Genomic DNA, 24,923 nt, shown 5'->3' on the forward strand with positions numbered 1-24,923 from the left:
CAGTCCGAATGCCTTTCGAATCGTCCTTTCCGCGCGGGTTGCGCGGCGCCGGCGCGGCTTGCGCGCTGGCGCTCGCGCTGGCCGGCGGCCCCGCTGCCCAGGCCGCCGACGCGGCCAGCGCGCCGCACGTGTACAACCCGCATCTGCGGCCAGTGGCGCGGATCGCCGCGACGCGCATGCGGATCGACACGCCGGCCGGCGCCGCGCAGTTTCCGCTCTATCTGTCGCGCGACTGGAACCAGCCGGCGCCCGACGTGACGCGCGCGGTGATCGTGATTCACGGCAAGCTGCGCAACGCGGACCGCTATTTCAAGAGCGCGGAAGCCGCCCGCGCCGCGGCGGGCGAGCAGGGCGCCGCGGCGGCCGACCAGGCCGGCACGCTGCTGATCGCGCCGCAGTTCCTCGCCACGCTCGACCTGGCCGGCCGCGATGCGTCGCCCGACCTGCTGCGCTGGGATGCGAACGGCTGGATGGCCGGCGACGACGCGGTGGGCCCGGTGCCCGTCAGTTCCTACGCGGTGCTCGACGCGATCGTCGCGCGGCTCGCCGATCGCCAGCGCTTTCCGAACCTGAAGACGGTGGTGTTCGCCGGCCATTCGGGCGGCGGCCAGGTGGTGCAGCGCTACGCGGTGGCCGCGCGCGAGACGGCCGCGCTGTCCGGCGAGGGCATCGCGCTGCGCTACGTGGTGTCGAGCCCGTCGTCGTATGCGTATTTCGACGCCGAGCGCCCCGGCGCGGACGGCCAGCCGGCCGCGTTCGACGCGGCCGCGTGCCCCGGCTTCGACGACTGGAAATACGGCATGGCCAGGCGCCCGCCGTATCTGGCCGACCGCTCCGCGGCGCAGCTCGAGGCCGCCTACGCGGCGCGCCGCGTGACCTACCTGGTGGGCGGCGACGACGACGATCCGCAGCAGAAGGCGCTCGACCAGAGCTGCCCGGCCGAAGCGCAGGGCCCGCAGCGGCTGGCGCGCGCCGAGGCGTATTTCGGCTACCTGCGCGCGCGCCATCCGCAGGGGCTGAACCAGAGCCTGCACGTGGTGCCCGGCATCGGCCACAGCGGCGCGAAGATGCTGACCTCGGCCTGCGCGCTCCACGCGATCTACGACACCCCGGGGTGCGGATCATGAGCCGCGCCACGCAAGCGCCGGCACCGGACGCGATGCCGGCCCCGGCACGCCTGTCGCCGTCGATGGTGCGCCGCGCGATCTTCGCCTCGGTGCTCGGCAACGGCCTGGAATGGTTCGATTTCCTGATCTACGGCTATTTCTCGAAGATCATCGCGCAGGTGTTCTTCCCGTCCGGCAACGCGCTGGTCTCGCTGCTGCTCACGCTGGCGACGTTCGCGATCGGCTTCGTGGTGCGGCCGATCGGCGGCATCCTGCTGGGCGTCTATGCCGATCGCGCGGGCCGCAGCCGCGCGCTGTCGCTGCTGATCATCTCGATGGCGGCCAGCACGCTGCTGATGGGCCTCACGCCCGGCTACGCGCGGATCGGCTACGCGGCACCCGCGCTGGTGATCCTCGCACGCGTGCTGCAGGGGCTCTCGGTGGGCGGCCAGTTCGCGACCGCCTCGGCGATGCTGGTCGAGTACGCGCCGCCGGGCCGCAAGATGTTCTACGGCAGCTTCAACATGACGGCGCAGTCGTTCGCGCTGCTGCTCTCGTCGGGCGCGGGCTACCTGCTCACCACGCGGCTCTCGCACGACGCGCTGGTGGCGTGGGGCTGGCGCGTGCCGTTCCTGTGCGGCGCGCTGGCCGGCCCGCTCGGCTTCTACATCCGCCACAAGGTGGCCGAGTCGCCCGAGTTCCAGCAGCTGAGCCGCGAGCAGCCGGGCAGGCGCCCGAAGCTGCCGCTCGCCGCGTTCTTCCGCGACAACGGCCGCGCCGCGCTCTGCGCGATGGGCGTGATCGCGGTGGGGGCGGCCACCAACTACGTCTGGCATTCGTACATCGCCGTCTACGTCGAGCGCCAGCTGCACCTGCCGCTGCAGGTCGCGCTGCGCGGCGCGTTCTTCTCGGGCCTGCTGAACCTGTTCCTGTTCCCGCTGTCGGGGCGCCTGGCCGACCGCTTCGGCGCGTACCGGCTGTTCTATCCGGTCACGATCGCCTGGATGATCTGCGCCTATCCGCTCTACCTGTTCGTCGTCACGGAGCCGTCGGCCTCGCGCCTGTTCATCGCGCAGATGGTCTCGACGGTATTCCTCGCGGCGATGTCGGGCGCGCATCCCGGCATGCTCGCGACGCTGTTCCCGGTGCAAAGCCGCTCGTCCGGCGTCGCGCTGTCGTACAACATCGCGGTCACGCTGTTCGGCGGCCTGGCGCCGTTCACCGTCACCTGGCTGATCTCGCTGACGGGCAGCAGCCTGACTCCCGCGTTCTATCTGATCTTTGCCGGCTTCGTCTCGCTCGCGCTGGTCGGGCTGTCCCGTCGCGGACATCCCGAACTCGGCATCGAGGCGCCGGCCACCACGAGGACCCCCGCTTGAGCACCGTGCCCCCCAACGTCGACGGCGCGCACGACGAACGCGCGCCGAACGAACGGCCCGTCGACGTCGTCGCTCCGCAGCACCTGACCGTCTCCACGCCGGCCGGCACCGGCACCGTGCCGCTGTTCGCCACCGGCGAGTGGAACGCGTCGCAACCGGGCGTGCGCACCGCCGTGATCCTGCTGCACGGCCGGCTGCGCAACGCCGATGCCTATTTCAAGTTCGCCCATCGCGCGCGCGCCGCGGCCGGCCGCAACTCCGAGGACACGGTGCTGCTGGTGCCGCAGTTCCTCGCGCAGGCCGACGTCGAGGCGCATCGCCTGCCGGCCTCGACGCTGGCCTGGGACTGGACCGGCTGGATGGGCGGCGGCGAGGCGCTCGCGCCCGCGCCGGTCAGCTCGTTCGAGGTGCTCGACGCGCTGCTGGCCAGGCTGGCCGACACGCGCGTGTTTCCCGCGCTGCGCGAGGTGGTGGTGGCCGGCCACTCGGGCGGCGGCCAGGTCGCGCAGCGCTACGCCGTGCTCGCGCGCGGCGAGGCGGCGCTGGCCGGACGCGGCGTGGCGCTGCGCTACGTGATCGCGAATCCGTCCTCGTATGTGTATTTCGACACGCTGCGCCCGGATGCCGACGGCGGCTTCTCGGCCTACGACGCGGCGCGCTGCGCCGGCTTCAACGCCTGGAAGTATGGGCTCGAGGCGCTGCCGGCCTATGCCGGCGAGCAGCCGGCCGCGGCCGAGCCGGGCGCGTTCGAGCGCGCCTACCTGAAGCGCGACGTGACGATGCTGCTCGGCGAACGCGACTGCGATCCACAGCATCCGGCGCTCGACCGGTCGTGCGCGGCGATGGCGCAGGGCGCGCACCGGCTCGAACGCGGGCTGGCCTATGCGCGCTACATCGCGGCGCGCGCGCCGGCCGGCTGCACGCACGAGACGCACCGGATCCCCGGCGCGGGCCACGACGCCGACGCGGTGTTCGGCTCGCCGGCCGGCATCGCGGCGCTGTTCGGCGAGCCGGCGTAACGAACGAGGCCGCGGCGGAACGAGGCCGCGGCGGCGGATGCCGTCGCCGGCCCCGCGTCTGGCGGTGCCGGCGACCCGGGCGATCAGGCAAGGCGAAAGCGGGCAGGCGCAAGGAAGCAGTCCGGGCCACGGCCCGGAAATCATTCAGAACAATCAGGAGACCGTATGAAATCACCTCATCCGAACTTGTCGGCCTGCCGGCTCGCCGTGCCCGGCGCGACGGTGGCGCGCGCGGCGCGTGCCCCGGCCGCGCTGGTCGCGCTCGCGCTGCCGCTGGTCGCGCCGGCCGTGCAGGCGGCGAGCTGCGATAACCAGGCGCTGCCCGGCGCGGCGGCCTGCGTCTCGACCATCCCGGCCGGCCAGACCGTCACCGGCACCACCATCAACAACGGCGGCACGCAGACGGTGCGCGGCAGTGCCGTCGCCTCTACCGTGTCGTCGGGCGGCACCCAGACGATCTCCTCGGGCGGCGCGGCCAGCAACACGCTGCTCGCTGGCGGCCGACAGATCGTCTCGCGCGGCGGCCTGGCGAGCGGCACCACGGTCGGCAACGACGGCCTGCTCACGGTGTTCTCGGCCGGCTCGACGGTCAGCACGGTGGTGTCGTCGGGCGGCACGCAGTACGTTTCGGCGGGCGGCACCGCCACCGGTACCACGGTGGTGTCGGGCGGCAGCTTCGGCGTGTCGCGCGGCGGCATCGGCATCGACTCGGTGGTCGGCTCGGGCGGCCTGATGCGGGTCTATTCGGGCGGCCTCGTGTCGGGCAGCCTGGTGGCGGGCGGCAAGCAGTACGTGTCGGCCGGCGGCTCGGCGGTGGGCACGGTGGTCAGCGCCGGCTCGCAGGTGGTGTTCACGGGCGGCGCGGCCACCGCGACGGTGGTCAACGGCGGCACCCAGCTGGTGTCGGGCGGCGGCCTCGCGCAGGGCACGCAGGTCAACGCCGGCGGCGCGCAGACGGTGCTGCTGGGCGGCTCGGCCGCGCAGAGCACGGTGGCGGCGGGCGGCACGCTGACGGTGGACGTGGGCGGCGCGACGGCGGCCGGCCCGGTGGCGGCGCAGACGCTCGCGGGCGTGGCGCTGGCCGGCACGCTGACGATCGACGAGGCCGCGGCCGACGCGCTGACCGGCAACGCCGCGCTCAGCGTCGACCAGCTCGCGATGCAGGGCGGCACCGTGCAGTTCGCGGCGCCGCGCACGGGCGGCTTCAAGACCGTCACGGTCACGCAGCTCTCGGGCAGCGGCCAGTTCGTGCTCAACACCAACGTCGGCGCGGGCCAGGCCGACCGGCTGGTGGTCGAGCAGGGCACCGGCGCCTACACGCTGGCGGTGCATGACGCGAGCACCACGGCCGCGGCGGCCGGCACGCGTCTCGAACTCGTGCAGGCGGCCGGCACCGGCGCGACCTTCTCGCTGGCGGGCGGCAACGGCATCGACGTGGGCGCCTACAAGTTCGCGCTGCAGAACGACGACGGCGATTACTTCCTCGCCAACACCGGCCAGACCAGCGACATCGCCTCGGTCGCGCAGGCCGCGGCGGCCACCGCGCCGCTGCTCTGGTACCAGCAGCTCGAAACCGCGTTCTCGTATCTCGGCGACCTGCGCAACGGCGCGGACGGCGGCGGCCAGCTCTGGGTGCGCGCCTACGACCAGCGCATGAAGACGAGCCCGGGCGGCACCGCCACCGAGCTGACGCTGTACGGCGCGCAGATCGGCCGCGACTGGAGCATCGCCACCCACGCCGGCACGCTGCACGTGGGCGCCACGGGCGGCTACGCCGAGGCCAGCGAGAGCTTCGACGGGATCGGCAACGGCACCGCGCGGCCCTGGAACATCGGCGCCTACGCGGGTTTCGACACGCCCTCGGGACTGTTCGCCGACACCGTGGTGCGCTACCTCGGCTTCAAGCAGTCGCTCGGCGTGACGACGGCCGGCAACCAGGCGAGCGGCGACTACGCGCAGTCCGGCCTCGCGGTCTCGCTCGACGCCGGCAGGCGCTGGCGGCTCGGCCAGCGCTGGTGGGCCGAGCCGCGGCTCGAGGTGACCTGGCAGCATGCCGGCGCGATCGCCTACGAGAGCTCGCTCGGCACGCCGGTCATGCTGCAGTCGAAGTCGCTCGTGTTCGGCGGCGCGGGCGCGCGCGTGGGCACCTCGCTCGCGGTCGGCGACCTGAAGCTCGATCCCTACGTCGGCGTCGAGGCGATGCACGTGTTCAACGCCGGGCTCGGCGACACGATCGGCGGCACCGCGCTCGACACCACGCTGCCGAAGACCTGGATCAACGCGGACCTCGGCGTGGGCGCGTCGCTCACGCGCCACGTGCGCGCCTGGGGCGCGTTCGGCTACGGCAAGGGCCACGACTATTCGCAGCCGTGGGCCGTGACGGTGGGGATCAGCTATGTCGACTGAGTCGCTGGCGGCGCGGCGCCGGACCGCGTCGGTGATCGAGGCGGCGATGTCGGCCGTCTCCACGTCGGTGGCCGGCGTGACCGGCGACCCGCGCATGCCGGTGGTGGCGGTGCCGGCCGGCCGGCTCGCCGCGCCGGGGCAGGGCGCGCCGGCAGGCGCCGACGCGCATGCGTTGGCCGTGCGTCCCGCGCCCGATGCAAACCCCGCGCCGGCCCCCGCCGACGGCGCCGGCGCGCTGCCGGCCGCGATCGTCGATCCCGGTCCGCCGGTGATCGAAGGCCCGCTCGGGATCCGCTACGACTTCAACTACGGCTGCCGCGTGCAGGTGCCGGCCGGGCCGTGGCGCGTGCGGCTGCTCGATCTCGACGCCGACGTCGTGCTGTTCGACGAACCGGTCGACGACGGCATCGTCAGCAGCACCAGGAAGTATTTCGTGCGGTTCCGCATCGAGGTGCTGCGCGACGGCGAGCTGGTGTTCGAACACGACTACGACGCGCGCGGCCAGCGCGTCTACATGCGCCTGCCGGTGGGCACGCTCGGCGACATCCTGGCGTGGTTCCCCTATGTGGACGAATTTCGCCGCATGCACGGCTGCGAGGTCTCGGTGTCGATGGGCGCGGCGCTCTGGACGCTGTTCGAGGACGCCTACCCCGAACTCGACTACGTGCCGCCCGACGACGAGCCGAAACTGCTCGCGCGCAGCTACGCGAGCTACTACCTCGGCATCTTCTTCCCGTGCGACGACCGCACCCATCAGCCGACCGACTTCCGCGTGAGCGGCCTGCAGAAGACGATTCCGTACCTGCTCGGACTGATGGCCGTGGAGCGCCGGCCGCGGATCGCCGTGCGCGACACGACGCGCACCATCGCCGAGCCCTACGTGGTGATCGCGGCGCAGTCGTCGTCGCAATGCAAGTACTGGAACCACCCGACCGGCTGGTACGAGCTCGTGAAGTTCCTGAAGGCGAGCGGCTACCGTGTGCTCTGCATCGACCGGCAGCCGGCGCACGGCGACAAGCTGATGTGGAATCTGATCCCGTACGGCAGCGAGGATTTCACGGGCGACCTGCCGCTGCAGCAGCGCGCGAGCCTGCTGCTGCACGCCGACTTCTTCATCGGGCTGTCGAGCGGGCTGTCGTGGCTGGCCTGGGCGCTCGGCAAGCCGGTGGTGATGATCAGCGGCTTCACGCATCCGCTCAACGAGTTCGAGACGCCGTGGCGCGTGATCAACCATCACGTCTGCAACAGCTGCTGGAACGATACGTCGATCGAGTTCGACCATCGCGATTTCGCCTGGTGTCCGCGCCATGCGGGCACCGACCGGCAGTTCGAATGCTCGCGCATGATCACGCCGGGGCAGGTGATCCGCACGGTGCGCAGCCTGATGACGAATCTCGATCTCGATCCGCGCCGGGCGGCTTCGGAGCCGGCCTGAACGCGGCGCGCCCGGCGCGTGCGCGCCGGGCGCCGTATACTGGCGGCCCGCCTTGACTTGACGTCCCGCCGAACCCAGCCGTGCCCAAGCCGCCCCATTCCCAGTCCGCCGCCGGCCACGAGCCGGCATCCTCGTCGGGCCAGGACGATCCGCGTCCGCTGCCGCCCGTGCCGCCCGAACTCGAGGACTGCTGCCAGTCCGGCTGCTCGCCCTGCGTGTTCGATCTCTACGACGACGCGCTCGAACGCCACCAGGCCGAACTCGCCGCGTGGCGCGAACGCCATCCGGAAGCCGGGCCGTACTGACCGCGTGGCCCGCGCCGTCGTGACTCCGGCGGCGCGGGCCGACATCGTCCAACACCGCCCGACGCACGGACCTCCGTCTCTAGCTGCCGGCGATCGACAGGCCCGGGCAGTAATGCGTCGCCGACAGGTTCAGGCTCGTGCTCTGCGTGCTGCGCGCGCCCGACGCGTTCGAGGTGCGCGGATCGAGGAAGAGGTGCGCGTTCGAGGCGCCCGCCGGAGCCGTGAACTTCATGCTGACCTTCCACCAGTTGCCGACCTTGCTCGCCGACAGCGTCGAGCCGCCCGCGCCCCACGTACCCGGCACGATCACGCCGTTGTTGGTGTTGAGCACGCCCGCGAACTCGGTCTGGTTGCCGTCGTCGGTCTGCACCGAGAAGGCCGGGAAGATCGTTTGCCCGGTGCTGGCCGGCAGGTAGTCCGTGAACACGTAGGTCTGGCCGCCCTGGATCTTGACCCACTGGTCGATTTCCGAGAACGGGCTGCCGCTGGCGTTGCCGATCACGGCCGCGTAGTTGGTGGTGCCGGAGATATCCGTGGTCAGCGAGATCACCGAACCCTGCGCGCCCGGATGCCATGCCGAGGTGTTGGCGAGCGCGAGCGGCTGGGTGGCGAGGTTGCCGGCCTGGCAGGCGGCGGCCGTGGTGTCGGTGGGCGGGCCGTAGAAGGTCTGGATGCTGCCCTGCACGGCGTTGTCGGCGGCGTCGGAACTCATCTTCGTGATGATGGCGCCTTCGTAGAACTCGATCGGCGCATCCGATTCGTCGCCGCCCTCGCCGAGCGACAGGCCGCCTTCCCAGCGGCCCAGGAAGCGGTGCCCGGTGTCGCCGAAGAAATCGACCGCTTCGGGCGGCACGCCCGAGTACACCGAGGTCAGCACCGCCTGCGAGGCGTCGCCGCCCTTCACCGCGAAGTGGTTGGCCTGCGTCTGCGGCGAGTATTTCGCGAGCACGGTGACGAAGCCTTCCGTGAGCGGCTGCTTCGGTCCATAAAGATAGACGCCGGCCTCGGCATCGACGCCGGGCCAGTTCACGCCGGTGTCGTTGGCCGAGTAGGTCGGGCCGCCGTTCTTGTAGCCGGGGCCGTAGCCGAACACGGCCGCGTTGCCGCTGGCGTAGGCGAGCCCGAACATCATGCCTTCGATCTGCCCCTTGGCGCCGTTGGCGTCCACCATCACCGGGTCGCCCGGGATCGACGCGCCCGACGGCGGCACCGTGCCGGAGCCCTGGAACGTGCCGCTCGAATTGTCTTCCATGTTGCCGTAGGTGCCGCAGCAGGCCGAGGTGGAGCCCGCGGGCAGGTTGGTGCCGGCCACCATGTATTCGGCGATTTCGGTGTCGCCGATCGACTGGTTCACCGTGCCGATCCGGTTGCGGTACGACTGGTGCGCCACGATGTCGAGCGCCACCGTGGTGCGCCCGCCGGGCACCGGCACGAAGCGGATCCTCGACGGCGACTTGTCGCCCGCGAACGGCAGGTCGTTGCCGATCGTGATCGCCTGGTTGGTGGGCGTGGGATTGTTGACGAGGGCGGGGAAGTTCACCGACGGGCGGTGGACCTGTACCGTCACGGTGTTGCCGTTCGGCAGGCTCAGCTGCGCGAAGCCGCCCGTTACCGGCACGGTCTGCCCGGTCGCGTTGATGGTCAGCGTCTTCGCCTGGTTGTTGACGACGTTCAGCGTCGCGGCCACGTTGCCGAACTGGCCGGCGCTCTGCAGAGGCGCGACCAGATCGATCTGGTCGTAGATGTCGTCCACCACGCAGCCGCTCGCGTCGCTGCCGCAGGCTTGCTTGATCGCGTCGAGATTGGTGGTGCCGACCAGGTTCGCGGCCACGCCGGAGCCGGCCGTGTACGGGAAGATGTTGGTCCGCGCGTTGGTGGTCAGGTTCAACACGCGGAACAGCGGCCCGGTGTAGTGCTTCGTCAGCAGGCGCGTCACGCTGTGCGCGGCCGAACAGGCGGTGCCGGCCGCCGCGAGCGCGTCGCAGGGCAGGGCTGCTGCCGTGGCCGCGGCGCTGCCGGTCGCCGCGCCGCCGGTGGTCGCCTCGGTGTTCTGCGGCGTGGTTTCTCGCAGCGACTGCGATCCCGCGCTGCCCGAATCGCCGTTGCAGGCGGCGAGGGTCATCGTCATGGCGGCCAGCGCCATGGTCAGCTCATTTTGTTTCCACATAGCCAGCTGCTCCTTTTGTTTCGGTCATGTAAATAATCAGTTTTCCGAACTATATGATTGATGAATCAACGGCGAAACTGCCTAGCAATGCTTACTAAATGGGACGAAGCAAACGAAACGCCTTCATCCACCTGGTTCGCTTCATCCGGGTTGCCGCCGTCCATCGCGCCTTGCCGTGCGAGCCCGGCGAACAGCGAACGCCCGACACGGCGCGTTCGCGAGGGCCGCGCGGCGGTGGCGGCGGCCACCATGCCGGGCGGATTCGTCGGATTCGGGAAAGGCAAGGAAATGCGGACGGCCGTCCCGCACATCGGCACGCGCGTCGCATGGCCCCCCCGGGCCTGGACGTGCCATCTGCTGGGCGTCGTGACCGGCGGGCGTGCCGCCGGCCACGACGTGTATCGAAATCAGATCGGGTGGGCGCGTGTCGCGCGCCGGCGCGGACGCGGCACCGACCGGTGCCGCCTTGACGCGTTATCGTTTGCCACGGCTTGCCATCATCGTCTCCATGTCCGGTCGGACGCGTCGATCATATTGGGCATACAGGCTGGTGATATTGCTTACTAATAATATTGCTTCATGCCTCGAATTTACGAGCTAGGGCAATCCCGTAGCGTGCGCGGCGGCCTGCCGAGCGGTGGGGGCGGCGCGATCGGGGATGATGGCCGGCGGGTGTCGGAGTGGGTCGGCGGGCCAGTGGCGCGAGGCGAGCGAGCCGCGAGAAATGCGGCGCAACGCCGGCGGGACGGGGCCGAGCGGCCCGCGATGCGAGCCGGATCGGGCTGCGCGTCATCCGCGCGGTGCCGTCGCGCCACGCTGCGGCACTCGACGGTGCGCATCGCATGCTGCCTGGCCCGAGCCGGTTGGGTTACGCTCGGGAAGCCGCCGCACGCGCCGCCGCTCCGTGAGTCGTTCAGGAAATTAATATCATTAATATATTTTTTCCCGCGCCCCCGGCCGGCGATACTGCCGGCAGCGGGGCCGCCGGTCCGCTGCCTTTTTTCCGTTCCTGCCGCGATCGCCACCGTGACACGCCCGACCCGACGCCGCCCCACGATGACCGACATCGCCAAGCTCGCCGGCGTGTCGCAATCCACCGTCTCGCTGGTGCTGAACCACGCGAGCGGCACGAAGTTCTCGGATGCCACGCGCGAGAGGGTGCTGAAGGTCGCCCACCAGCTCGGCTACCGTTTCCTGCCGCGCGAACCGGCGGCGCCCCGCGCCGACGAGCGCGACCTGATCGTCTATCTCGCCGACGAGATCTCCACCAGCCCGCATCCGGTGGTCAGCATCGACGGCGCGCGCGACGGCGCCTATGCGAACGGCAGGATGCTCGCCGTGTATTCGACCCACGGCAACCTCGACATCGAGCGCCGCGTGCTCGACGCGGTGCTGGCGATGCCGAACCTGTGCGGCGTGGTCTACGCCACCGTCTACACGCGCAAGGTCGTGCCGCCGCCGCAACTGCTGGGCGTGCCGGCCGTCTTGCTGAACTGCTACGCGCCCGACAGCCCGCTGTCGTCGGTGGTGCCCGCCGAGGTCAGCGGCGGCCAGGCCGCCACCGATTTCCTGCTGCGCGCGGGCCACCGGCGGATCGGCTACATCAACGGCGAACCGTGGCAGGACGCGGCACACGACCGTCTGCGCGGCTATCGCACCGCGCTCGCCACGGCCGGCATCGCGTTCGCGCCCGAACTGGTGCGCGAGGGCGACTGGAGTTCCGGCGCCGGCTTCGAGCAGGCGCTGTCGCTGCTGCGCGAGCCGCGCCCGCCCACGGCGATCTTTTGCGCGAACGACCTGATGGCGCTCGGCGCGATCGAGGCGGTCAAGCAGCTCGGCCTGCGCGTGCCCGACGACGTGTCGATACACGGCTACGACGACCAGGAAATCGCGCGCCACACGCATCCGCCGCTCACCACGGTGGTATTGCCGAACTACGAGCTGGGCCGCTGGGCGGTGGAGATCCTGATGCAGGAGGCGCAGCACCGCGCGCTCGGCGTGCCGGTGCGCCGCCATGCGATCAAGCTCGACGGACCGCTCGTCGAGCGCGGCTCGGTGCGCGCGGTCGTGACGGCGCCGCATTCCGCCGACGCCTGAACGGCGCGCGGCGCGTCGCATCCGGGCGTGGGAGCGGGAAGGGTGCCGCTCAGCGCGGCGGCGTCGCCCGGTTGGCCCAGCCGCCGTGATCGGCACGCAGTTGAAGCCCGCGCTTCGCGAACGCATAGCCGGTGCGCAGGATCATCACGCCGATCAGCGTGGCGGCCAGCTGGTCGAGGTGCGGCAGGCCGAAGCGCGCGCCGGCCAGCGCCAGCGTGGCGAGCAGCAGCGTCATCGCGTCGATGCGGATGTGCCACGCGCTCGCCTCGATCAGCGCGGCGCCGCCGATCGCGCGCGCGCGGCCGAGCATCCAGCGCGACAGCGATTCCTTGCCGGCCAGCGCGATGCCGAGCACGGCGAACGAGATCAGGTCGGGCGAGATGTCGGGCGGTGCGTAGAGATGGGTGGCGGCCTGCCAGATCATCTGCGTGCCGGTGGCGAGCAGCAGCAGGCCGAGCCCGACCAGCGCGAGCGGCTCGTAGGTCGGCCGCTGTTCGGGCGGCAGCTTCGCATCGAGCCGGCAGGCGAGCAGCAGCAGCGCGTCGGCGAGCAGGTCGATCGCCGCGTGGAGCGTGTCGGCGAGGATCCCCGACGAATGCGTCGCGTAGGCGGCGCCGGCCTGCGCGGTCATCAGCAGCAGGTTGACGACGAGGCTCGTCGTCAGCACCCGGCTGGTGATCGCATGGACGGAGTGTGACGCGCGCGCTGGGCTCGGCATGGAGGCGTGGGGAAGGTCTGTTCTGCTGGTCGAAGCCGGACTTTATCGGCGGCAAATGGCAGACCGATGACAAGCCGGATGTGCGTGCGGCCCGAGAATTCACGGGGGCGGCAAACGCGGCGATGTCACAAGGATGTCATCAACGGACCGCCCGGATCGGCGTTCAAGCGGGCTTCAGGCGCGCTTCAAGCGGGCTGCAAGCGGCGCCCGAGGCGGCGAATGCCACGCGCGAGGCGGAACAGCGAAGCGGAAAACGGAGCGCGGAAAGCAGGACGGCCCGCCCGCCGCGACAGCGGCAACGGGCGAGCCGTGGTGAGGCCCGAGGGGAGCGGGCCAGGGGAGGAAGCTTATTTCGTTGCGGAGGCAACCGCCGCGCCGGCGTCCATCAGGCCGGCACCCGGGGCCATCGCCGTACACGACGACGTGCTCGACGCCGTGATCTGCGACGGGCGCGCCGTGGCGGCCAGCTTCTGCGCGATCTGCGCGGGCGTCAGGCTCGGATTCAGCGACAGCATCAGCGCGGCCACGCCGGCCACTTGCGGCGCGGCCAGGCTCGTGCCGCTGTTGAGCGCGTAGGTGTCGCTGCCCGGCGTGGTGGTGCCGGTGTTGCTGGTCGAGAGGATGTTCGAACCCGGCGCGCTCAGCGTGATCTCGCTGCTGAAGTTGCTGTACCAGGCACGCTTGGCGGTGGAATCGGTGGCGCCCACCGCGATCACGCCGGTGCAGTTCGCCGGGCGGTCCTGCGCGTTGGCGAGGCCGTCGTTGCCGGCCGCCACCACCACCGTCACGCCGCGCGCGATCACGTCGTTGATCGCCGACTGGAACGTGCTGCCGCACGGGCCGCTGCCGCCGAGGCTCAGGTTGATGATCCTGGCCGGCGTGGTGTTGTCGGGCACGCCCGCCACCGAGATGCCGGCCGCCCAGCGCATCGCGTCGGCGATGTCGCTGGTGGTGCCGCCGCACTTGCCGAGCGCGCGCACCGGCAGGATCTTGCCGAACCAGCTCGCGCCGGCGATGCCGATGCCGTTGTTGGCGCTCGCGCCGATCAGGCCGGCCACTTCCGTGCCGTGCCAGGTGCTGTTGCTCGGTGCGCTCGCGCAGTTGTAGAACGGGCCCGACGAATCGCTGAGCTCGGCCTGCGTGACCCAGTCGCCCGGATCGGTCGCGTCGGAGCTGCGGCCGTGGCCGTTGTTGCCGGTGTTCACGTCGGTGATGAAGTCGTAGCCGGGCAGCAGGTTGCCGGAGATGTCGGCGTGCGGGCGGTAGCCGGTGTCGATCACCGCGGTGACGACGTTCGACGCGCCGGTGGTCAGGTTCCAGGCGGCCGGCATGTTCACGCCCGCGGTCGGGTCGAAGTCGTTCCACTGCTGCGAGTAGTCCGGGTCGGTCGGCGTGGTGCTGACGAACAGGCGCCGGTCCGGCTCGGCGTAGGCCACCTCGCTGTCGGCCGCGAAGGCCTGCGCGAGCGTGGCCGCGTCGGCCGAGGCCACGCGCTTGCCGAGCGAGACCACCGCCGCGCCGTCCGACATGGTGCGTTCCAGCTGCACGTTGTCGAAGCTCGGCAGCGCCGGGGCGGCGGCCGTCGAGGCCAGCACGCGGGCCTGCAGGCGTTGCGCGTTCCACTGCGTGAGCACGCGGCTGATCACGTCGCCGACGCGCGTCGTGTCGGAGCTGGCGGCCAGCGTGCGGGCGCCGTTCGCGAGGCTGGTGGACGAGGCCGACGTGAGCTTCACGATCAGGTGATCGACGGGCGCGTCGAGCGTGCCGACCGTGGCCGGGGTCGGCGTGGCGTTGCTGTTGCCGCTCGAGGTGGTGGTGGTCGTGCTGGTGCTGGTGCTGGCGGTGTTGGCCTGCGCGGTGGCGAGGGCGGTGGTGCAGAGCTGGCTGGAACTGGTGGAGGTACCCGAGGTGCTGGTGGAGGTACCCGAGGTCGAGGTGCCGCTGCTGGTGCCGGCGGCCGGGCTCGCGGCGGACCCCGAATCACCGCCGCCGCCGCCGCAACCGGCTATGACGGAGGCGACCAGCGTCATCGAAACGACGGAGGCCAGGGTACGAAGCTGACCCGCACGCGGATTGGCGGAGTGGAAACGCTCGATTTTCATGTTCTCGATCCTGACAATGCAACCGCAAGCCCGCGGTCTGGGCGGCCGGTTTCCGACGAGGCGGCGCGACACCCCGGTCGCGTCCGCCGCCATCGTCCTGCTGGAAAGCGGCTCGTATCCTGTTCGCGCCGCGCTGACGCGCGCGGCAGTGACTGCTACTCCGGGTAACGGCGGGCCTTAACATTTCTTAACTGTTAAATATCGAGTTTTGCCCGGGATTTCCTCCGGACATTCGGGGGACGGAACGCAGACGCAGGCGGGTACTAGAGGGGCCTATCGAATCGCTCGAATAGAGCCATAAAAGCACGGCTAATCATGGGATTCGGGGCGGAGCCGAAACGCGTCCGGAGGCCCGGCCGGCGGCCGAAAACGGGCGGGATTCGGCAGACGAATAAAACGTTTCCGGAATTGCCATTGCTAAAAAACAGGCCAAAAAACCGCTCGGCGAAGCGCGGGCGAAGCGGGGGGGGCGAAGCGGGGCGTGTGAGCTCCGCCGGGGTGTCGAGCCGGGGCCCGCCCGGTGCTGTCCGGTGCCGCGTTTGGCGTGCGGATGCGATCATGGGGGCGGGCGCCGATCGCCACGGTGCCGGGGCTTCAGACCGACTCCACCACGAGGACCGACAGATGACCGCAAGCTCTCCCCATGGATTGAACCGCTTCAAGGCCGCGCTCGCGGCGCGCCGGCGCCAGATCGGCTTCTGGGTGTCGATGGCCGAGCCGTACCTGGCCGAGGTGACCGCGACGGGCGGTTTCGACTGGCTGCTGATCGACGGCGAGCACGCGCCGAACGACGTGCGCAGCATCGTGGCGCAGCTGCAGGCGGTGGCGCCGTACCGCGCCGAGGCCGTGGTGCGCCCGGTCGAGGGCAACACCGCGCTGATCAAGCAGCTGCTCGATGCCGGCGCGCGCACGCTGCTGGTGCCGATGGTCGAGACGGCCGAACAGGCGCGCGGGCTGGTCTCGGCGGTCCGTTATCCGCCGCGCGGCATGCGCGGCGTGGGCAGCGCGGTGGCGCGCGCCTCGCGCTGGAACCTGCGCACCGACTATCTCGACATCGCGGACGAGGAAGTCTGCCTGCTGGTGCAGGCGGAAAGCGCGACCGCGCTCGGCAATCTCGAGGCGATCTGCGCGGTGGACGGCGTGGACGGCGTGTTCATCGGGCCGGCGGACCTGGCCGCCTCGATGGGGCATCGCGGCGAGCCCGGCCATGCCGACGTGCAGTTCGCGATCGACGACGCGATCGCGCGCATCGTGCGCTCGGGCAAGGCGGCCGGCACGCTGACCGGCGACGCGGCGCTCGCGCGCCATTACCTCGCGCTCGGCTGCACGTTCGTGGCGGTCGGCGTGGACGTGCTGCTCTACGCGAACGCCGTGCGCGCGGTGGCGGACGCGTTCGGGGTGGGGCCGGCCGGCGCCTGAGCGTGCGTGATCCGGGGTGAGAGGGCGCTTGCGCGCCGGCTGCGTGTTACCGCCGTAACGGTGCGAACGCGGCGCCCGGCAAGGCTCGCCCCGCGGGGGGCAGCGCGCCGGAAAGATCCGGTAAGACGCCGAAATTGCATCTGCGCGCGCAAATTCATACAGTGGAACGCACTCTTTCCCCAAAGAGTGTTATCGAAACGCGGTTGGCCTCGGCTCCGGACCCCTCCGGGCCGAGGCATTTTTTTTGGTTCGTCGGGGTTGGGGGAAGGGAGCGCAGCGACCGGGAATGGCCACCGATTCGTGCGAACCGGATCCACTCGGAGGGTTTGCCCGGCATGATCCACGCGATATCTCCGGCACACGGCGCTAGCGGGCCCTGCCTGTCGCCGCGAGCCATTGCCGCGAAAACGTCTTTCGCAACCCGGACGTTGCCCGGGATGCTCAGCAAAATCTCTCCGTTTCCCAACGTCGGGACGAGTCCGATCCACCCGGATGGCGGCGACCTGCCGCCGATTCAGCCGATATCGACTTTCATCGCGAAGTTCCAGGTGCCGGCGCCGTTTTTGGCCAGGCCGATCATCATCAGGCCGAGCGACTCGAGCGTGGCGGCCATGTGTAGCCCGCCCACATCCAGCGGGCGCAGTCCGAGATGCTCGAGGAAGGTCGACACCCGCGCCTTGGCCGCCGGATCGTCGGCGGCGATGAACGCGTCCAGGCGTGCGCCCCTGGCAAGGACGTGGCCGAAAAGGGTGTTGAACGCCTTCACGACATGCGCGCCGGCGGGGAGGCCCCTGGCTATTTCCTGCGCGCCGGAACTGCCGTGAGGGGTAACGAGGCCGGACAGGTCGGCGGCCGCCGGGTTGGTGATGTCGACGATCACCTTGCCGTCGAGCGCGTCCCCGTAATCGGCCACCGCCGCCGCCGCACCGCTGTATGGCACGGCAAGGATGACGATGTCGCCCGCCGGCGCGGTGCCGTACGTCCCGGTGGTCACTCCGGCTGCGAACTGGTCGGCCAGCGCCTGCGCGCTGGCGGGGTCGCGGCTGGCCACCTCGACGGTGTGTCCGGCCCTGGCGATACGGCCGGCGATCGCCGCGGCCATGCCGCCTGCTCCGATGATGCTGATCGTGCTCATATGTGGTTTCCTCGCAAGTCGGGGTATTGCCCTTCGTTTCGCCACCGGGCCTGTTGCGGCCCGATGCGCTGCCTCGGATCGACTCAGCCGGCAGGAAAATAATGGCCGTTGTCCAAATCGGCGAGCAGGCCGGGCCTGGCGGGTTTCCAGCCGAGGGTCTGGCGGGTGATGGCATTGGATGCCGGAAGGTCCAGCGTGACCAGGTTCGAGAGGAATCCGAAATATCCCGGCAACATCAATACGTCCGCGGGAATGGATACGGCAGGCAGGTTCAGGCGGCTGCCAATGGCCTCGGCGATTTTGCGGAACGGAATACCATCGTCGGCAATCGCGTGCCAGTTCCTGCCGGCCGGACCCTTCTCCAGGGCCAGGCGGAACAGGACGGCGAGATCGCGGGCATGCACGGCCGGCCACCGGTTCGCACCGTCTCCGGGATAGCCCGTCACGCCCTTCTGCTTCGCGAGCCCGATCAGCAGCGGGAGGAAGCCGGCTTTGTCGGTCGTGCTGTGCATGATGGTCGGAATCCGCACAATCGACGATCGCACACCCTTCCCGGCGAGGCCGATCACGGTGGTCTCCACGATGTTGCGAACCCGCAGGGTGCCCCTGTACGCATCGCCGCCGGGAAGGGGCGGATCCTCCTCGGTGGCTGGCCGGCCCAAGCCGTCCCATCCGGGCGATCCAATGCTGCCCGACACGACCAGCGGCTTTCCGGTCCCTTCTAGTGCCTCGCCGTATGCGAGCATGATCTGGTGCTCGGCTGCGGCCACGGCGTCGATGCCGCCGGACGGAAGCAGGTCTTGCCGATGCGCGACGTGGATGACGCCGTCGGAGCCCGCCGCCGCCGCCTTGAGCCCGTCGAGATCCTCCAGGCCGCCGCGGCGCACCTTCGCGCCGAGCGCGGACACCGCCGCGGCGGCCGAGTCCGACCGGGCGAGGCCGGTGACCTCGTGGCCGGCGGCGATCAGTTCGGAGATGATGTACGGACCGGAGTGGCCGGTCCCGCCAGTGACTAAAACGTGCATGTTGCGGCTCCTTGCAGGTTGCCGTGGTGTAAGAAGTGCTGGTGCCGCGTTCAGCCGGGCAGGCTGACGCCGGGCGGGAAACTGGCGTGTTCGACGGAGTGGGTCATGAGGCCCGGCCACGGCATGCAGGCGTGTTCCGGCGTGCGTGCCTTCCCGACGTCGCGACTCGTCACCTCGACGGTGTGTCCGGCCTTGACGGCAAGACCGCCAATCGCTGCGGCCATGCCGCCGGCTCCAATGATGCTGATGTTGCTCATGCGCCGTCTCCTCGACGGGCGGCGCCATACGTTCCGGGTCACATGGTTTGAGCTACTATGTCGATCAGTGATCCAAATATATGGATCACTGATCCATATGTCAAGAGATACCCATGCGAGCCGACGCGAAAAAAAACTACAGTCACATCCTCACGATCGCGAGTGAGGTTCTTCTCGAGGATGGCGCCGATGTCTCGATGCGCGATATCGCCCGTCGGGCCAATGTCGGACTGGCGACGCTGCTTCGTCACTTCCCGTCGCGGGAAGCCTTGTTGGAAGCGCTGCTATGTACGAATCTGGATGCGCTGACGCGGAAGGCGGGGGAACTCGAAAAATCCAGTTCACCTGGCGAAGCGATCCTGTCCTGGTTCCGCGAATGGATGACGTTTGCCCAAAGCTATCGGGGCGTTGTCGCCCTGATGGCGGCAGCGCATACCAACCCGGACTCCGCGCTTTACGCTTCATGCGCGGCGGTGCATTCCGCGAGCGCGCGGCTGTTGCTGCGTGCTCAAGCCGAAGGGGCGGCACGCGCCGACATGAATGGGGACGACATGTTCGGCTTGATGGCGGCGCTCGGCTGGCTTGCCGATCTGCCCTCGTTCGCGCCGCGGGCGGATCATCTTGCTCACCTCGTTACGAGCGCGATCCTGACGACCCGGTCCGGCGGCGATGTGAAAAAGAAGGGCGTCCCAAAGGCGACGCGCCGGGGTGGCCCGGAATAGAAGGATGGGGGGAGATCAGTGGAACCCGACCCGGATGCGGTTTCCGAGGTTGGAAGCGTAGCCGGAAGGTTCCGCGTCCAGTGAACAGATCAGCAGTGCGAACTTGTATGAGCCCGGCCGTCGGAAAGCGCGACGCTCGCCGATGCGAGCGTTCGGCCCTCAATGAATCCCGGCAAGGGATCAGGTCGAGATGTCGAGATGCATTTACGCGGCGTCGCGGTCCGCGAATATGCGTGCCATTGCCTCCGCGTTCTCCGTTCCCCAGGTGCAGAGCGGGACGATGGCATCGGCCAGGCTGCGGCCGAGCGGAGTCAGCGCGTAGTCCACGCGTGGCGGCACTTCCTTGTAGTCCGTCCTCGCCATGACCCGATCGGCTTCCAGATCCTTCAATTGCTGGATCAGCACCTTGTCGCTGACGCCAGGGATCAAGCGCTTGAGTTCGCCGTAGCGTTTTGCGCCGTCGCGCAGGAAAAACAGGACCAGCGGTTTCCACTTGCCGGAGATGATTCGGAGCGTGGCGTTAAGCCCGCAGCCGGTATCGCAGATTTCGCGCGGTGTCGTCATGTCGAGGTACTTACCAAAAAGTGCATACTTGTTTAAAGGTAACCGGGTCGGGATACTGGCGCAACCACGACTCAGGATTGAAGAAATGACCAGACTGAACGGAAAGACCGCGGTGATCACCGGCGGTGCCACCGGCATCGGCTTTGCCGCGGCAAAGCGTTTCATCGACGAAGGCGCCTTCGTCTTCATCTTCGGCCGGCGGCAGGACGCACTCGACGACGCCGTGTCCAGGCTCGGGCCCAACGCCCGCGCAGTGAGGGGCTCGGTCTCCGACCTGGCTGACCTTGGGCGACTGTACGAGGCGGTGAAAGCCGAGCGCGGAACGCTTGACGTCGTCTTCGCCAACGCCGGGTCGGGAAGCCCGCTTCCGCTCGGCAGGATCACCGCCGAGCACATTGACGACACCTTCGACACCAACGTAAAGGGGACGATCTTCACGGTCCAGGCGGCGCTTCCGCTGATGGGCCCCGGCGGTTCGATCATCCTGACCGGCTCGAGCGCCGGCACCACGGGCGCCCCGGGATTCACGGCCTATAGCGCGAGTAAAGCGGCAGTGCGCAACCTTGCGCGGACCTGGGCCGAAGACTTGAAGGGCACCGGCATCCGCGTCAACGTGCTGTCGCCCGGGGCGACGGCGACCGAACTTGCCAGGGAGGCGCTGGGCGAGGAAGGCCAGAAGGCCTACGGGGCGATGACGCCGCTCCAGCGCATGGCCGATCCGGCGGAAATTGGAGCGGTGGCCGCCTTTCTCGCGTCGCCGGACAGCAGCTTCATGACCGCGAGCGAAGTCGCAGTGGACGGCGGCCTGGCGCAACTCTGACGAATCACGCCCTGTCGGTCCATTCGATTCCCGGGAATGGCGCGGGGTGCGATTGAAATAAAGGAATCCTCATGAATCACGCAATCATCGGCTTCGGCAATCTCGGCAAGGCCCTGGCCAGGGCGTTCGCGCGCAACGGCATCGAAGTGTCCGTTGCAACCACACGCGAGCCTGCAACCTTTGCCGCCGATGCGGCCGCGATCGGCCCCACCATCGTTCCCAAAACCTTGCTGGAAGCCGTCAAGGCGGACATCGTTTTTTTGGCGGTCCGCTTCGAGTCGCACGCGGATGTCGCGAAGTCGCTGCCCTCCTGGCGGGGAAAGACCATCGTCGACGCGACCAATGCCTACGGCGTGCCCCCTGAAACCCTGGAAGGGCAGCCATCGTCCCGGTTCGTCGCGAAGGCCTTCGCGGAGGGACGGCTGGTCAAGGGGTTTAACCATCTGGTCGCCGCGGTCCTTGCCCGGGATCCGACGGTTCATCGGGGCAGGAGAGTCGTGTTCCTGGCGAGCGACGACGACGGCGCCGCTGCCGATGTCGGTGCGCTTGCCGAAAGACTTGGATTTGCTCCAGTCAAACTTGGCGGCCTGTCGGAAGGCGGGTTGCTGGTTCAGGCACGCGGAAACAGCTGGGGCCCGCTCATTTTCAAGGATCTGGTGAAGTTTGACGACTAGGTCGAGATCGTGAATCCGGATCCCGTCCCGCCTCGTGAGAAAGGATAGCCAGTGTCCGGCTTGACGCCTGGCCGTCGGCTTCGGGTCGAACAGCGCCCGTCTGCGCCCATCCGCGAAGCACTCCTCCCGCGACCGCGTCGTCGGGCCCATCCCCGTTCAACCCGAGCGCCATCCCCGCGCCGTGCGAAGATGGCGATCCCGCCCGTTTCGGGCGCACCACGGAAAACCGATGAACGGATGGTGGACGGACACGATGGCCGGGCTCTGGCGAGCCGGCCTGTGGGATCTGCTCGAGCGCCTTTGGGAACTGCTCGTGATGGTGTTCCATTTCCTGCTGTGGCTGCTGCGCTTCCTCGGCGGCGGCTGACGCGGATGGGTTGCACCCCCTACAACTGCTCCGAAATCCGCCGCGACACGTCGAGCAGGCGGCCGAGATAACGTTCAACCACCTTGTCGACCGTCAGCGCCGACGAGAACCAGGTCAGCCCGATCGAGGCGACCACGAACTCGTTCTTCATCACCGGCACCGCGAGCGTGCCCGACACGGGCCGCACCTTCGCGTCGCGCAGCGCGTAGCCGCGCCGCCGCGTCTCGTCCAGCATCGCGCGCACCGCCTCGCGGTCGTGCGCGAGCGCATCCTCGGGATGATGGCTCTGGCGCACCACCTCCAGCAGCATCTCCTGCTCGTCGACCGAGCAGAACGCCAGATAGGCGCGGCCGATCGCGCGCGCGACGAGGCTCAGCCGCATGTTGATCGACGAGTGCAGCAGCGACAGCGGCGAATAGGGAATGGTGCTGTAGCGCACCACCAGCGCGTCCACGTCGAGCATCGCGACCGCGATCGGCCACTTGATCTCCTCGGTCAGCGCGCGCACCAGCGGCGCGGCGATCTCCACCACGCGCGGCACGTGGTGATAGCCCGAGTTGAGCGCGTTCACGCCGTCGAGCAGCCGGTATTCGCCGGGGCGCGCGCCGCGCGCCACCAGCCCGAGTTCCTCGAAGGTGCGCAGCAGCCGGATCAGCGTCGGCTTGGGCAGCGACGTCGACTGATGCAGGCTGTCGAGCGTCGAGACGGGCATCTGGTTCAGCGCGCGCAGCAGGGCGATGGCCCGCTCGACCGCGCGGATCGATGAATCGCGTTCCGGCATCGCAGGATCTTCACGAGAAGGGCCGGCCGCGGGCGCGGCGCGCGCCGCCGGCCGGCGATCGGGCGGATTATCGCATTCACGCCCGGCCGCCGCTGCCGCGCGCGAACGCGAGGGGGCCGCGCGGGTGCTGGCTCCTGTCCGGCCCCCCGCGGCGCCATCAGGATTGGCGCCACGCGCGCCGGGTTCGCGCCGCGTCACGCCATCATCGCCAGCGCGCCCTTGCGCAGCAGCGCCTGGTCGGAGCCGATCACGAACCAGTTCGCGCCCATCCGTTCGAACTCCCCGCATTCGCGCGCGTCGCCGAGCGCGACGCCGGGGATCTTGCCGGCCTGCCGGGCGATGTCGAGCACGGCGACGGTGGCGGCCATCACCTCGGGCGCGCGCGCGTCGGCGAGGCCGAACGACAGCGCGAGATCGGCGCGCCCGACGAACAGGCCGGCCACGCCGTCCACGGCCGCGATCTCGCGCGCGGCCTCGCAACCGGCGCGGCTCTCGATCTGGCAGATCACGGTGGTGCCGTTGCCGGCCGCCACCGCGGCCGCCATGCCGAGCGCGCCGTAGGCGGCGAAGCGAGGCGAGCTGGAGAAGCCGCGCTCGCCGTCGAGAAAGCGCGTGCGCGCCACCAGCCGGCGCGCGTCGTCGGCCGAATCGACGTGCGGCACCAGCAGGCCGCTCACGCCGAGGTCGAGCGCTGACTGGATCGTCGCCGGCTGCATGTCGGGAATCCGCACGAACAGCGGCAGGCCGACCGAGCGCGCGGCGATCACGAGCAGGTCGAGCGTGCCGCGATCGAACGGCGCGTGTTCGGCGTCGACCACCACGAAGTGCAGGCCGGCGCCGCCGAGGATTTCGACGATCTGCGGCGCGCCGGTCTTGACGAAGGTGCCGATGCGGCGGGAAGAAGTGTCGGACATGTCGGATCTCGATTGAACGGGGCAGGGCGCCATCAGCGCGGCTGGCGAGGCTGTTGTGGCTGTTGCGGACGGGAGGCCGAAGCGGCGCCGTCGTTGGTGGCGGCGGCGCTCGCACGCCGGCTCGCCAGCTCCATCGCGAACGCGGCCGCGCCGAGCGAGAGCAGGCACAGCGCCGGCAGCAGCATCGCGTAGCCGGCGTGGCCGAGCGCGCGGCCGAGCCACGGCATCGCGTTCTGCGCGAGGAAGCCGCCGAAGTTGCCGATGCTGCTGATCGCGGCGAGGCTCGCCGCCGCGCGCCGGCCGCTGAAGTATTTCGACGGCAGCGACCAGAAGCACGGCAGCAGCAGCGAGGTGCAGGGCGTGCCGATCACGAGCGCCGCGTAGCGCGCGGCCGGATCGCTCAGCAGCACGCTGGCGGTGAACGCGAGGCAGCCGACCGTGCCGATCGCCGCTGCCGCGACGCGCACGCGGCTCTCGCGCGTGAGCAGGCGCGGCACGGTGAGCAGCAGCACCGCCGTGAGCGCCCACGGGATCATCGTCAACAGCCCGTTGAGCGAACTCGACACGCCGAAGCCCTTGATCACCGTCGGCAGCCAGTAGATGAGCCCGTACAGCGAGGTCAGCATCAGCGTGTAGGCGAACGAGAACACCTGCACGCGGCGGTCGCGCAGCACGACCCAGACGTTGCCCTCGTGGTGGGCGGCGGGCGCCTCGTCGGCCACCATGCGCGCGAGCCGCGCTCGCTCGGCGGCATCGAGGAATGGCGCGGTCTCGATCGAGCGGGGCAGACAGGTCAGTACCACCGGCGCGAGCACCAGCGCCAGCACGCCGGTGACGATGAACACCCACTGCCAGCCGGCGTGGTGCATGACGCCGTCGAGCGAGAGCAGCGCGCCGCCGAACGCCGAGCCGAGCATGTTGCCGAGCGCGCTGCCGAGCGTGAGCAGCGCGATCGCGCGCACCTGGTAGCGGCGCGGGAACCAGACCGTCAGGTAATAGACGATGCCGGGATAGAGGCCGGCCTCGGCGGCGCCCACCAGGAAGCGCAGCGCCGCGAACATCGAGCCCGACGAGATCCAGGCGAGCAGCACGGTGGCCACGCCCCAGCTCAGCACGATGCGGAAGATCCATTTCGGCGCGCCGAAACGATGCACGCCGAGCGCGCTCGGGATCTCGAAGATCAGATAGCCGATGAAGAACAACGACGACGCGAGCCCGTAGGCGGTCTCGGTCAGGCCGATCTGATGCACCATCTGCAGCTTCGCGAAGCTGACGTTCATCTTGTCGATCACCGATACCAGATAGGTGATCAGGATCAGCGGCATGATGCGCCACCAGACGCGCCGGATCAGGCGCTCGTCGCTCGCGGCCGCGACGCTCCCGGTCGCGGCAAGGGTGATTTCCATGTCTCCTCCATCGGTCCCGCCGGGCGGGCCGCGCATTCTCGCGCGTCGGCCGGCTGTGTGTTATCGGGGTCATGCCTGACTGCGTGCAGGCCCACGGCGGGCAAT

Annotated in this window: 22 protein-coding genes; 12 read left to right on the forward strand and 10 right to left on the reverse strand. The window is 69.8% G+C overall.

What is annotated here, in order from left to right; all coding sequences use genetic code 11:
• The first annotated feature begins 8 nt into the window (after window positions 1–8).
• The 6 genes from bpln_RS23690 to bpln_RS23715 all read left to right on the forward strand — a co-directional run bounded on the left by bpln_RS23690 (window position 9) and on the right by bpln_RS23715 (window position 7,650).
• Window positions 9–1,127 (forward strand): hypothetical protein, encoded by a 1,119-nt coding sequence (locus tag bpln_RS23690; RefSeq protein ID WP_052498432.1) that lies wholly within the window; start codon window positions 9–11, stop codon window positions 1,125–1,127.
• Window positions 1,124–2,485, forward strand: coding sequence for an MFS transporter (locus bpln_RS23695; protein WP_055140173.1), 1,362 nt, complete (start codon window positions 1,124–1,126; stop codon window positions 2,483–2,485). Before bpln_RS23690 ends, bpln_RS23695 begins: the two co-directional genes overlap by 4 nt.
• Before the next feature lie 5 nt (window positions 2,486–2,490).
• Window positions 2,491–3,504, forward strand: coding sequence for an alpha/beta fold hydrolase (locus bpln_RS23700; RefSeq protein ID WP_404991048.1), 1,014 nt, complete (start codon window positions 2,491–2,493; stop codon window positions 3,502–3,504).
• A gap of 165 nt (window positions 3,505–3,669) precedes the next feature.
• A complete protein-coding gene (locus tag bpln_RS23705; protein WP_055140174.1) occupies window positions 3,670–5,910 on the forward strand; it encodes an autotransporter outer membrane beta-barrel domain-containing protein in 2,241 nt (746 codons plus the stop codon).
• Complete coding sequence (locus bpln_RS23710; RefSeq protein ID WP_042627693.1) at window positions 5,900–7,345, forward strand: autotransporter strand-loop-strand O-heptosyltransferase; 1,446 nt, start codon at window positions 5,900–5,902, stop codon at window positions 7,343–7,345. The genes bpln_RS23705 and bpln_RS23710 overlap by 11 nt, the downstream gene beginning before the upstream one ends.
• 80 nt (window positions 7,346–7,425) lie before the next feature.
• On the forward strand, window positions 7,426–7,650 hold the full coding sequence (locus tag bpln_RS23715; RefSeq protein WP_042627694.1) for an oxidoreductase-like domain-containing protein: 225 nt from the start codon (window positions 7,426–7,428) through the stop codon (window positions 7,648–7,650).
• A 79-nt stretch (window positions 7,651–7,729) separates the two neighbouring features.
• Here the strand turns inward: bpln_RS23715 and bpln_RS23720 are convergent, their stop codons facing one another.
• Window positions 7,730–9,817: an arabinofuranosidase catalytic domain-containing protein gene (locus tag bpln_RS23720; RefSeq protein ID WP_244131868.1), complete on the reverse strand. Its 2,088-nt coding sequence runs from the start codon at window positions 9,815–9,817 to the stop codon at window positions 7,730–7,732.
• Between the two features lie 1,056 nt (window positions 9,818–10,873).
• Between bpln_RS23720 and bpln_RS23725 the strand changes: the two genes are divergently transcribed.
• Window positions 10,874–11,914 carry a LacI family DNA-binding transcriptional regulator gene (locus tag bpln_RS23725; RefSeq protein WP_055140175.1) on the forward strand — a complete coding sequence of 347 codons (1,041 nt, stop codon included), beginning with the start codon at window positions 10,874–10,876 and terminating at the stop codon, window positions 11,912–11,914.
• A gap of 49 nt (window positions 11,915–11,963) precedes the next feature.
• Here the strand turns inward: bpln_RS23725 and bpln_RS23730 are convergent, their stop codons facing one another.
• Both bpln_RS23730 and bpln_RS23735 read right to left on the reverse strand, forming a co-directional pair.
• Complete coding sequence (locus bpln_RS23730; RefSeq protein ID WP_042627696.1) at window positions 11,964–12,632, reverse strand: cation diffusion facilitator family transporter; 669 nt, start codon at window positions 12,630–12,632, stop codon at window positions 11,964–11,966.
• 347 nt (window positions 12,633–12,979) lie between these two features.
• Window positions 12,980–14,734 carry a S8 family peptidase gene (locus bpln_RS23735; RefSeq protein ID WP_055140176.1) on the reverse strand — a complete coding sequence of 585 codons (1,755 nt, stop codon included), beginning with the start codon at window positions 14,732–14,734 and terminating at the stop codon, window positions 12,980–12,982.
• 624 nt (window positions 14,735–15,358) lie between these two features.
• Between bpln_RS23735 and hpaI the strand changes: the two genes are divergently transcribed.
• Complete coding sequence (hpaI, locus tag bpln_RS23740) at window positions 15,359–16,153, forward strand: 4-hydroxy-2-oxoheptanedioate aldolase (RefSeq protein WP_055140177.1); 795 nt, start codon at window positions 15,359–15,361, stop codon at window positions 16,151–16,153.
• Between the two features lie 514 nt (window positions 16,154–16,667).
• Here the strand turns inward: hpaI and bpln_RS23745 are convergent.
• From bpln_RS23745 to bpln_RS38310, 3 genes are all read right to left on the reverse strand, one after another.
• Window positions 16,668–17,288 carry an NADPH-dependent F420 reductase gene (locus bpln_RS23745; RefSeq protein ID WP_042627699.1) on the reverse strand — a complete coding sequence of 207 codons (621 nt, stop codon included), beginning with the start codon at window positions 17,286–17,288 and terminating at the stop codon, window positions 16,668–16,670.
• Window positions 17,289–17,371: 83 nt separating this feature from the next.
• Window positions 17,372–18,313, reverse strand: coding sequence for an SDR family oxidoreductase (locus bpln_RS23750; protein WP_055140178.1), 942 nt, complete (start codon window positions 18,311–18,313; stop codon window positions 17,372–17,374).
• Between the two features lie 50 nt (window positions 18,314–18,363).
• Window positions 18,364–18,570: an NAD(P)-binding domain-containing protein gene (locus tag bpln_RS38310; protein WP_055140179.1), complete on the reverse strand. Its 207-nt coding sequence runs from the start codon at window positions 18,568–18,570 to the stop codon at window positions 18,364–18,366.
• A 113-nt stretch (window positions 18,571–18,683) separates the two neighbouring features.
• On the opposite strand from bpln_RS38310, the gene bpln_RS23760 reads away from it, so the two are divergent.
• Window positions 18,684–19,292 carry a TetR/AcrR family transcriptional regulator gene (locus bpln_RS23760; RefSeq protein WP_055140180.1) on the forward strand — a complete coding sequence of 203 codons (609 nt, stop codon included), beginning with the start codon at window positions 18,684–18,686 and terminating at the stop codon, window positions 19,290–19,292.
• A 204-nt stretch (window positions 19,293–19,496) separates the two neighbouring features.
• Here the strand turns inward: bpln_RS23760 and bpln_RS23765 are convergent, their stop codons facing one another.
• Window positions 19,497–19,856, reverse strand: coding sequence for a winged helix-turn-helix transcriptional regulator (locus bpln_RS23765; protein ID WP_055140181.1), 360 nt, complete (start codon window positions 19,854–19,856; stop codon window positions 19,497–19,499).
• An 85-nt stretch (window positions 19,857–19,941) separates the two neighbouring features.
• Between bpln_RS23765 and bpln_RS23770 the strand changes: the two genes are divergently transcribed.
• The 3 genes from bpln_RS23770 (at window position 19,942) to bpln_RS37210 (ending at window position 21,717) form a co-directional block, all read left to right on the forward strand.
• Window positions 19,942–20,676, forward strand: a complete 735-nt coding sequence (locus bpln_RS23770; protein ID WP_055140182.1) for an SDR family NAD(P)-dependent oxidoreductase — start codon at window positions 19,942–19,944, stop codon at window positions 20,674–20,676.
• Window positions 20,677–20,747: 71 nt separating this feature from the next.
• Window positions 20,748–21,350 (forward strand): NADPH-dependent F420 reductase, encoded by a 603-nt coding sequence (locus bpln_RS23775; RefSeq protein ID WP_055140183.1) that lies wholly within the window; start codon window positions 20,748–20,750, stop codon window positions 21,348–21,350.
• A 229-nt stretch (window positions 21,351–21,579) separates the two neighbouring features.
• A complete protein-coding gene (locus bpln_RS37210) occupies window positions 21,580–21,717 on the forward strand; it encodes a hypothetical protein (RefSeq protein ID WP_167352316.1) in 138 nt (45 codons plus the stop codon).
• Window positions 21,718–21,736: 19 nt separating this feature from the next.
• Here bpln_RS37210 and bpln_RS23780 read toward each other — a convergent pair whose 3' ends face one another.
• The 3 genes from bpln_RS23780 to bpln_RS23790 form a co-directional block, all read right to left on the reverse strand.
• Window positions 21,737–22,498 carry a DNA-binding transcriptional regulator gene (locus bpln_RS23780; RefSeq protein ID WP_055140184.1) on the reverse strand — a complete coding sequence of 254 codons (762 nt, stop codon included), beginning with the start codon at window positions 22,496–22,498 and terminating at the stop codon, window positions 21,737–21,739.
• 194 nt (window positions 22,499–22,692) lie between these two features.
• Window positions 22,693–23,412 carry an HpcH/HpaI aldolase family protein gene (locus bpln_RS23785; RefSeq protein ID WP_042627706.1) on the reverse strand — a complete coding sequence of 240 codons (720 nt, stop codon included), beginning with the start codon at window positions 23,410–23,412 and terminating at the stop codon, window positions 22,693–22,695.
• A 32-nt stretch (window positions 23,413–23,444) separates the two neighbouring features.
• Window positions 23,445–24,818, reverse strand: a complete 1,374-nt coding sequence (locus bpln_RS23790) for an MFS transporter (RefSeq protein WP_082465411.1) — start codon at window positions 24,816–24,818, stop codon at window positions 23,445–23,447.
• Window positions 24,819–24,923 lie beyond the last annotated feature (105 nt).

This window comes from Burkholderia plantarii, assembly GCF_001411805.1.
In the GTDB taxonomy this organism is placed as follows: domain Bacteria; phylum Pseudomonadota; class Gammaproteobacteria; order Burkholderiales; family Burkholderiaceae; genus Burkholderia; species Burkholderia plantarii.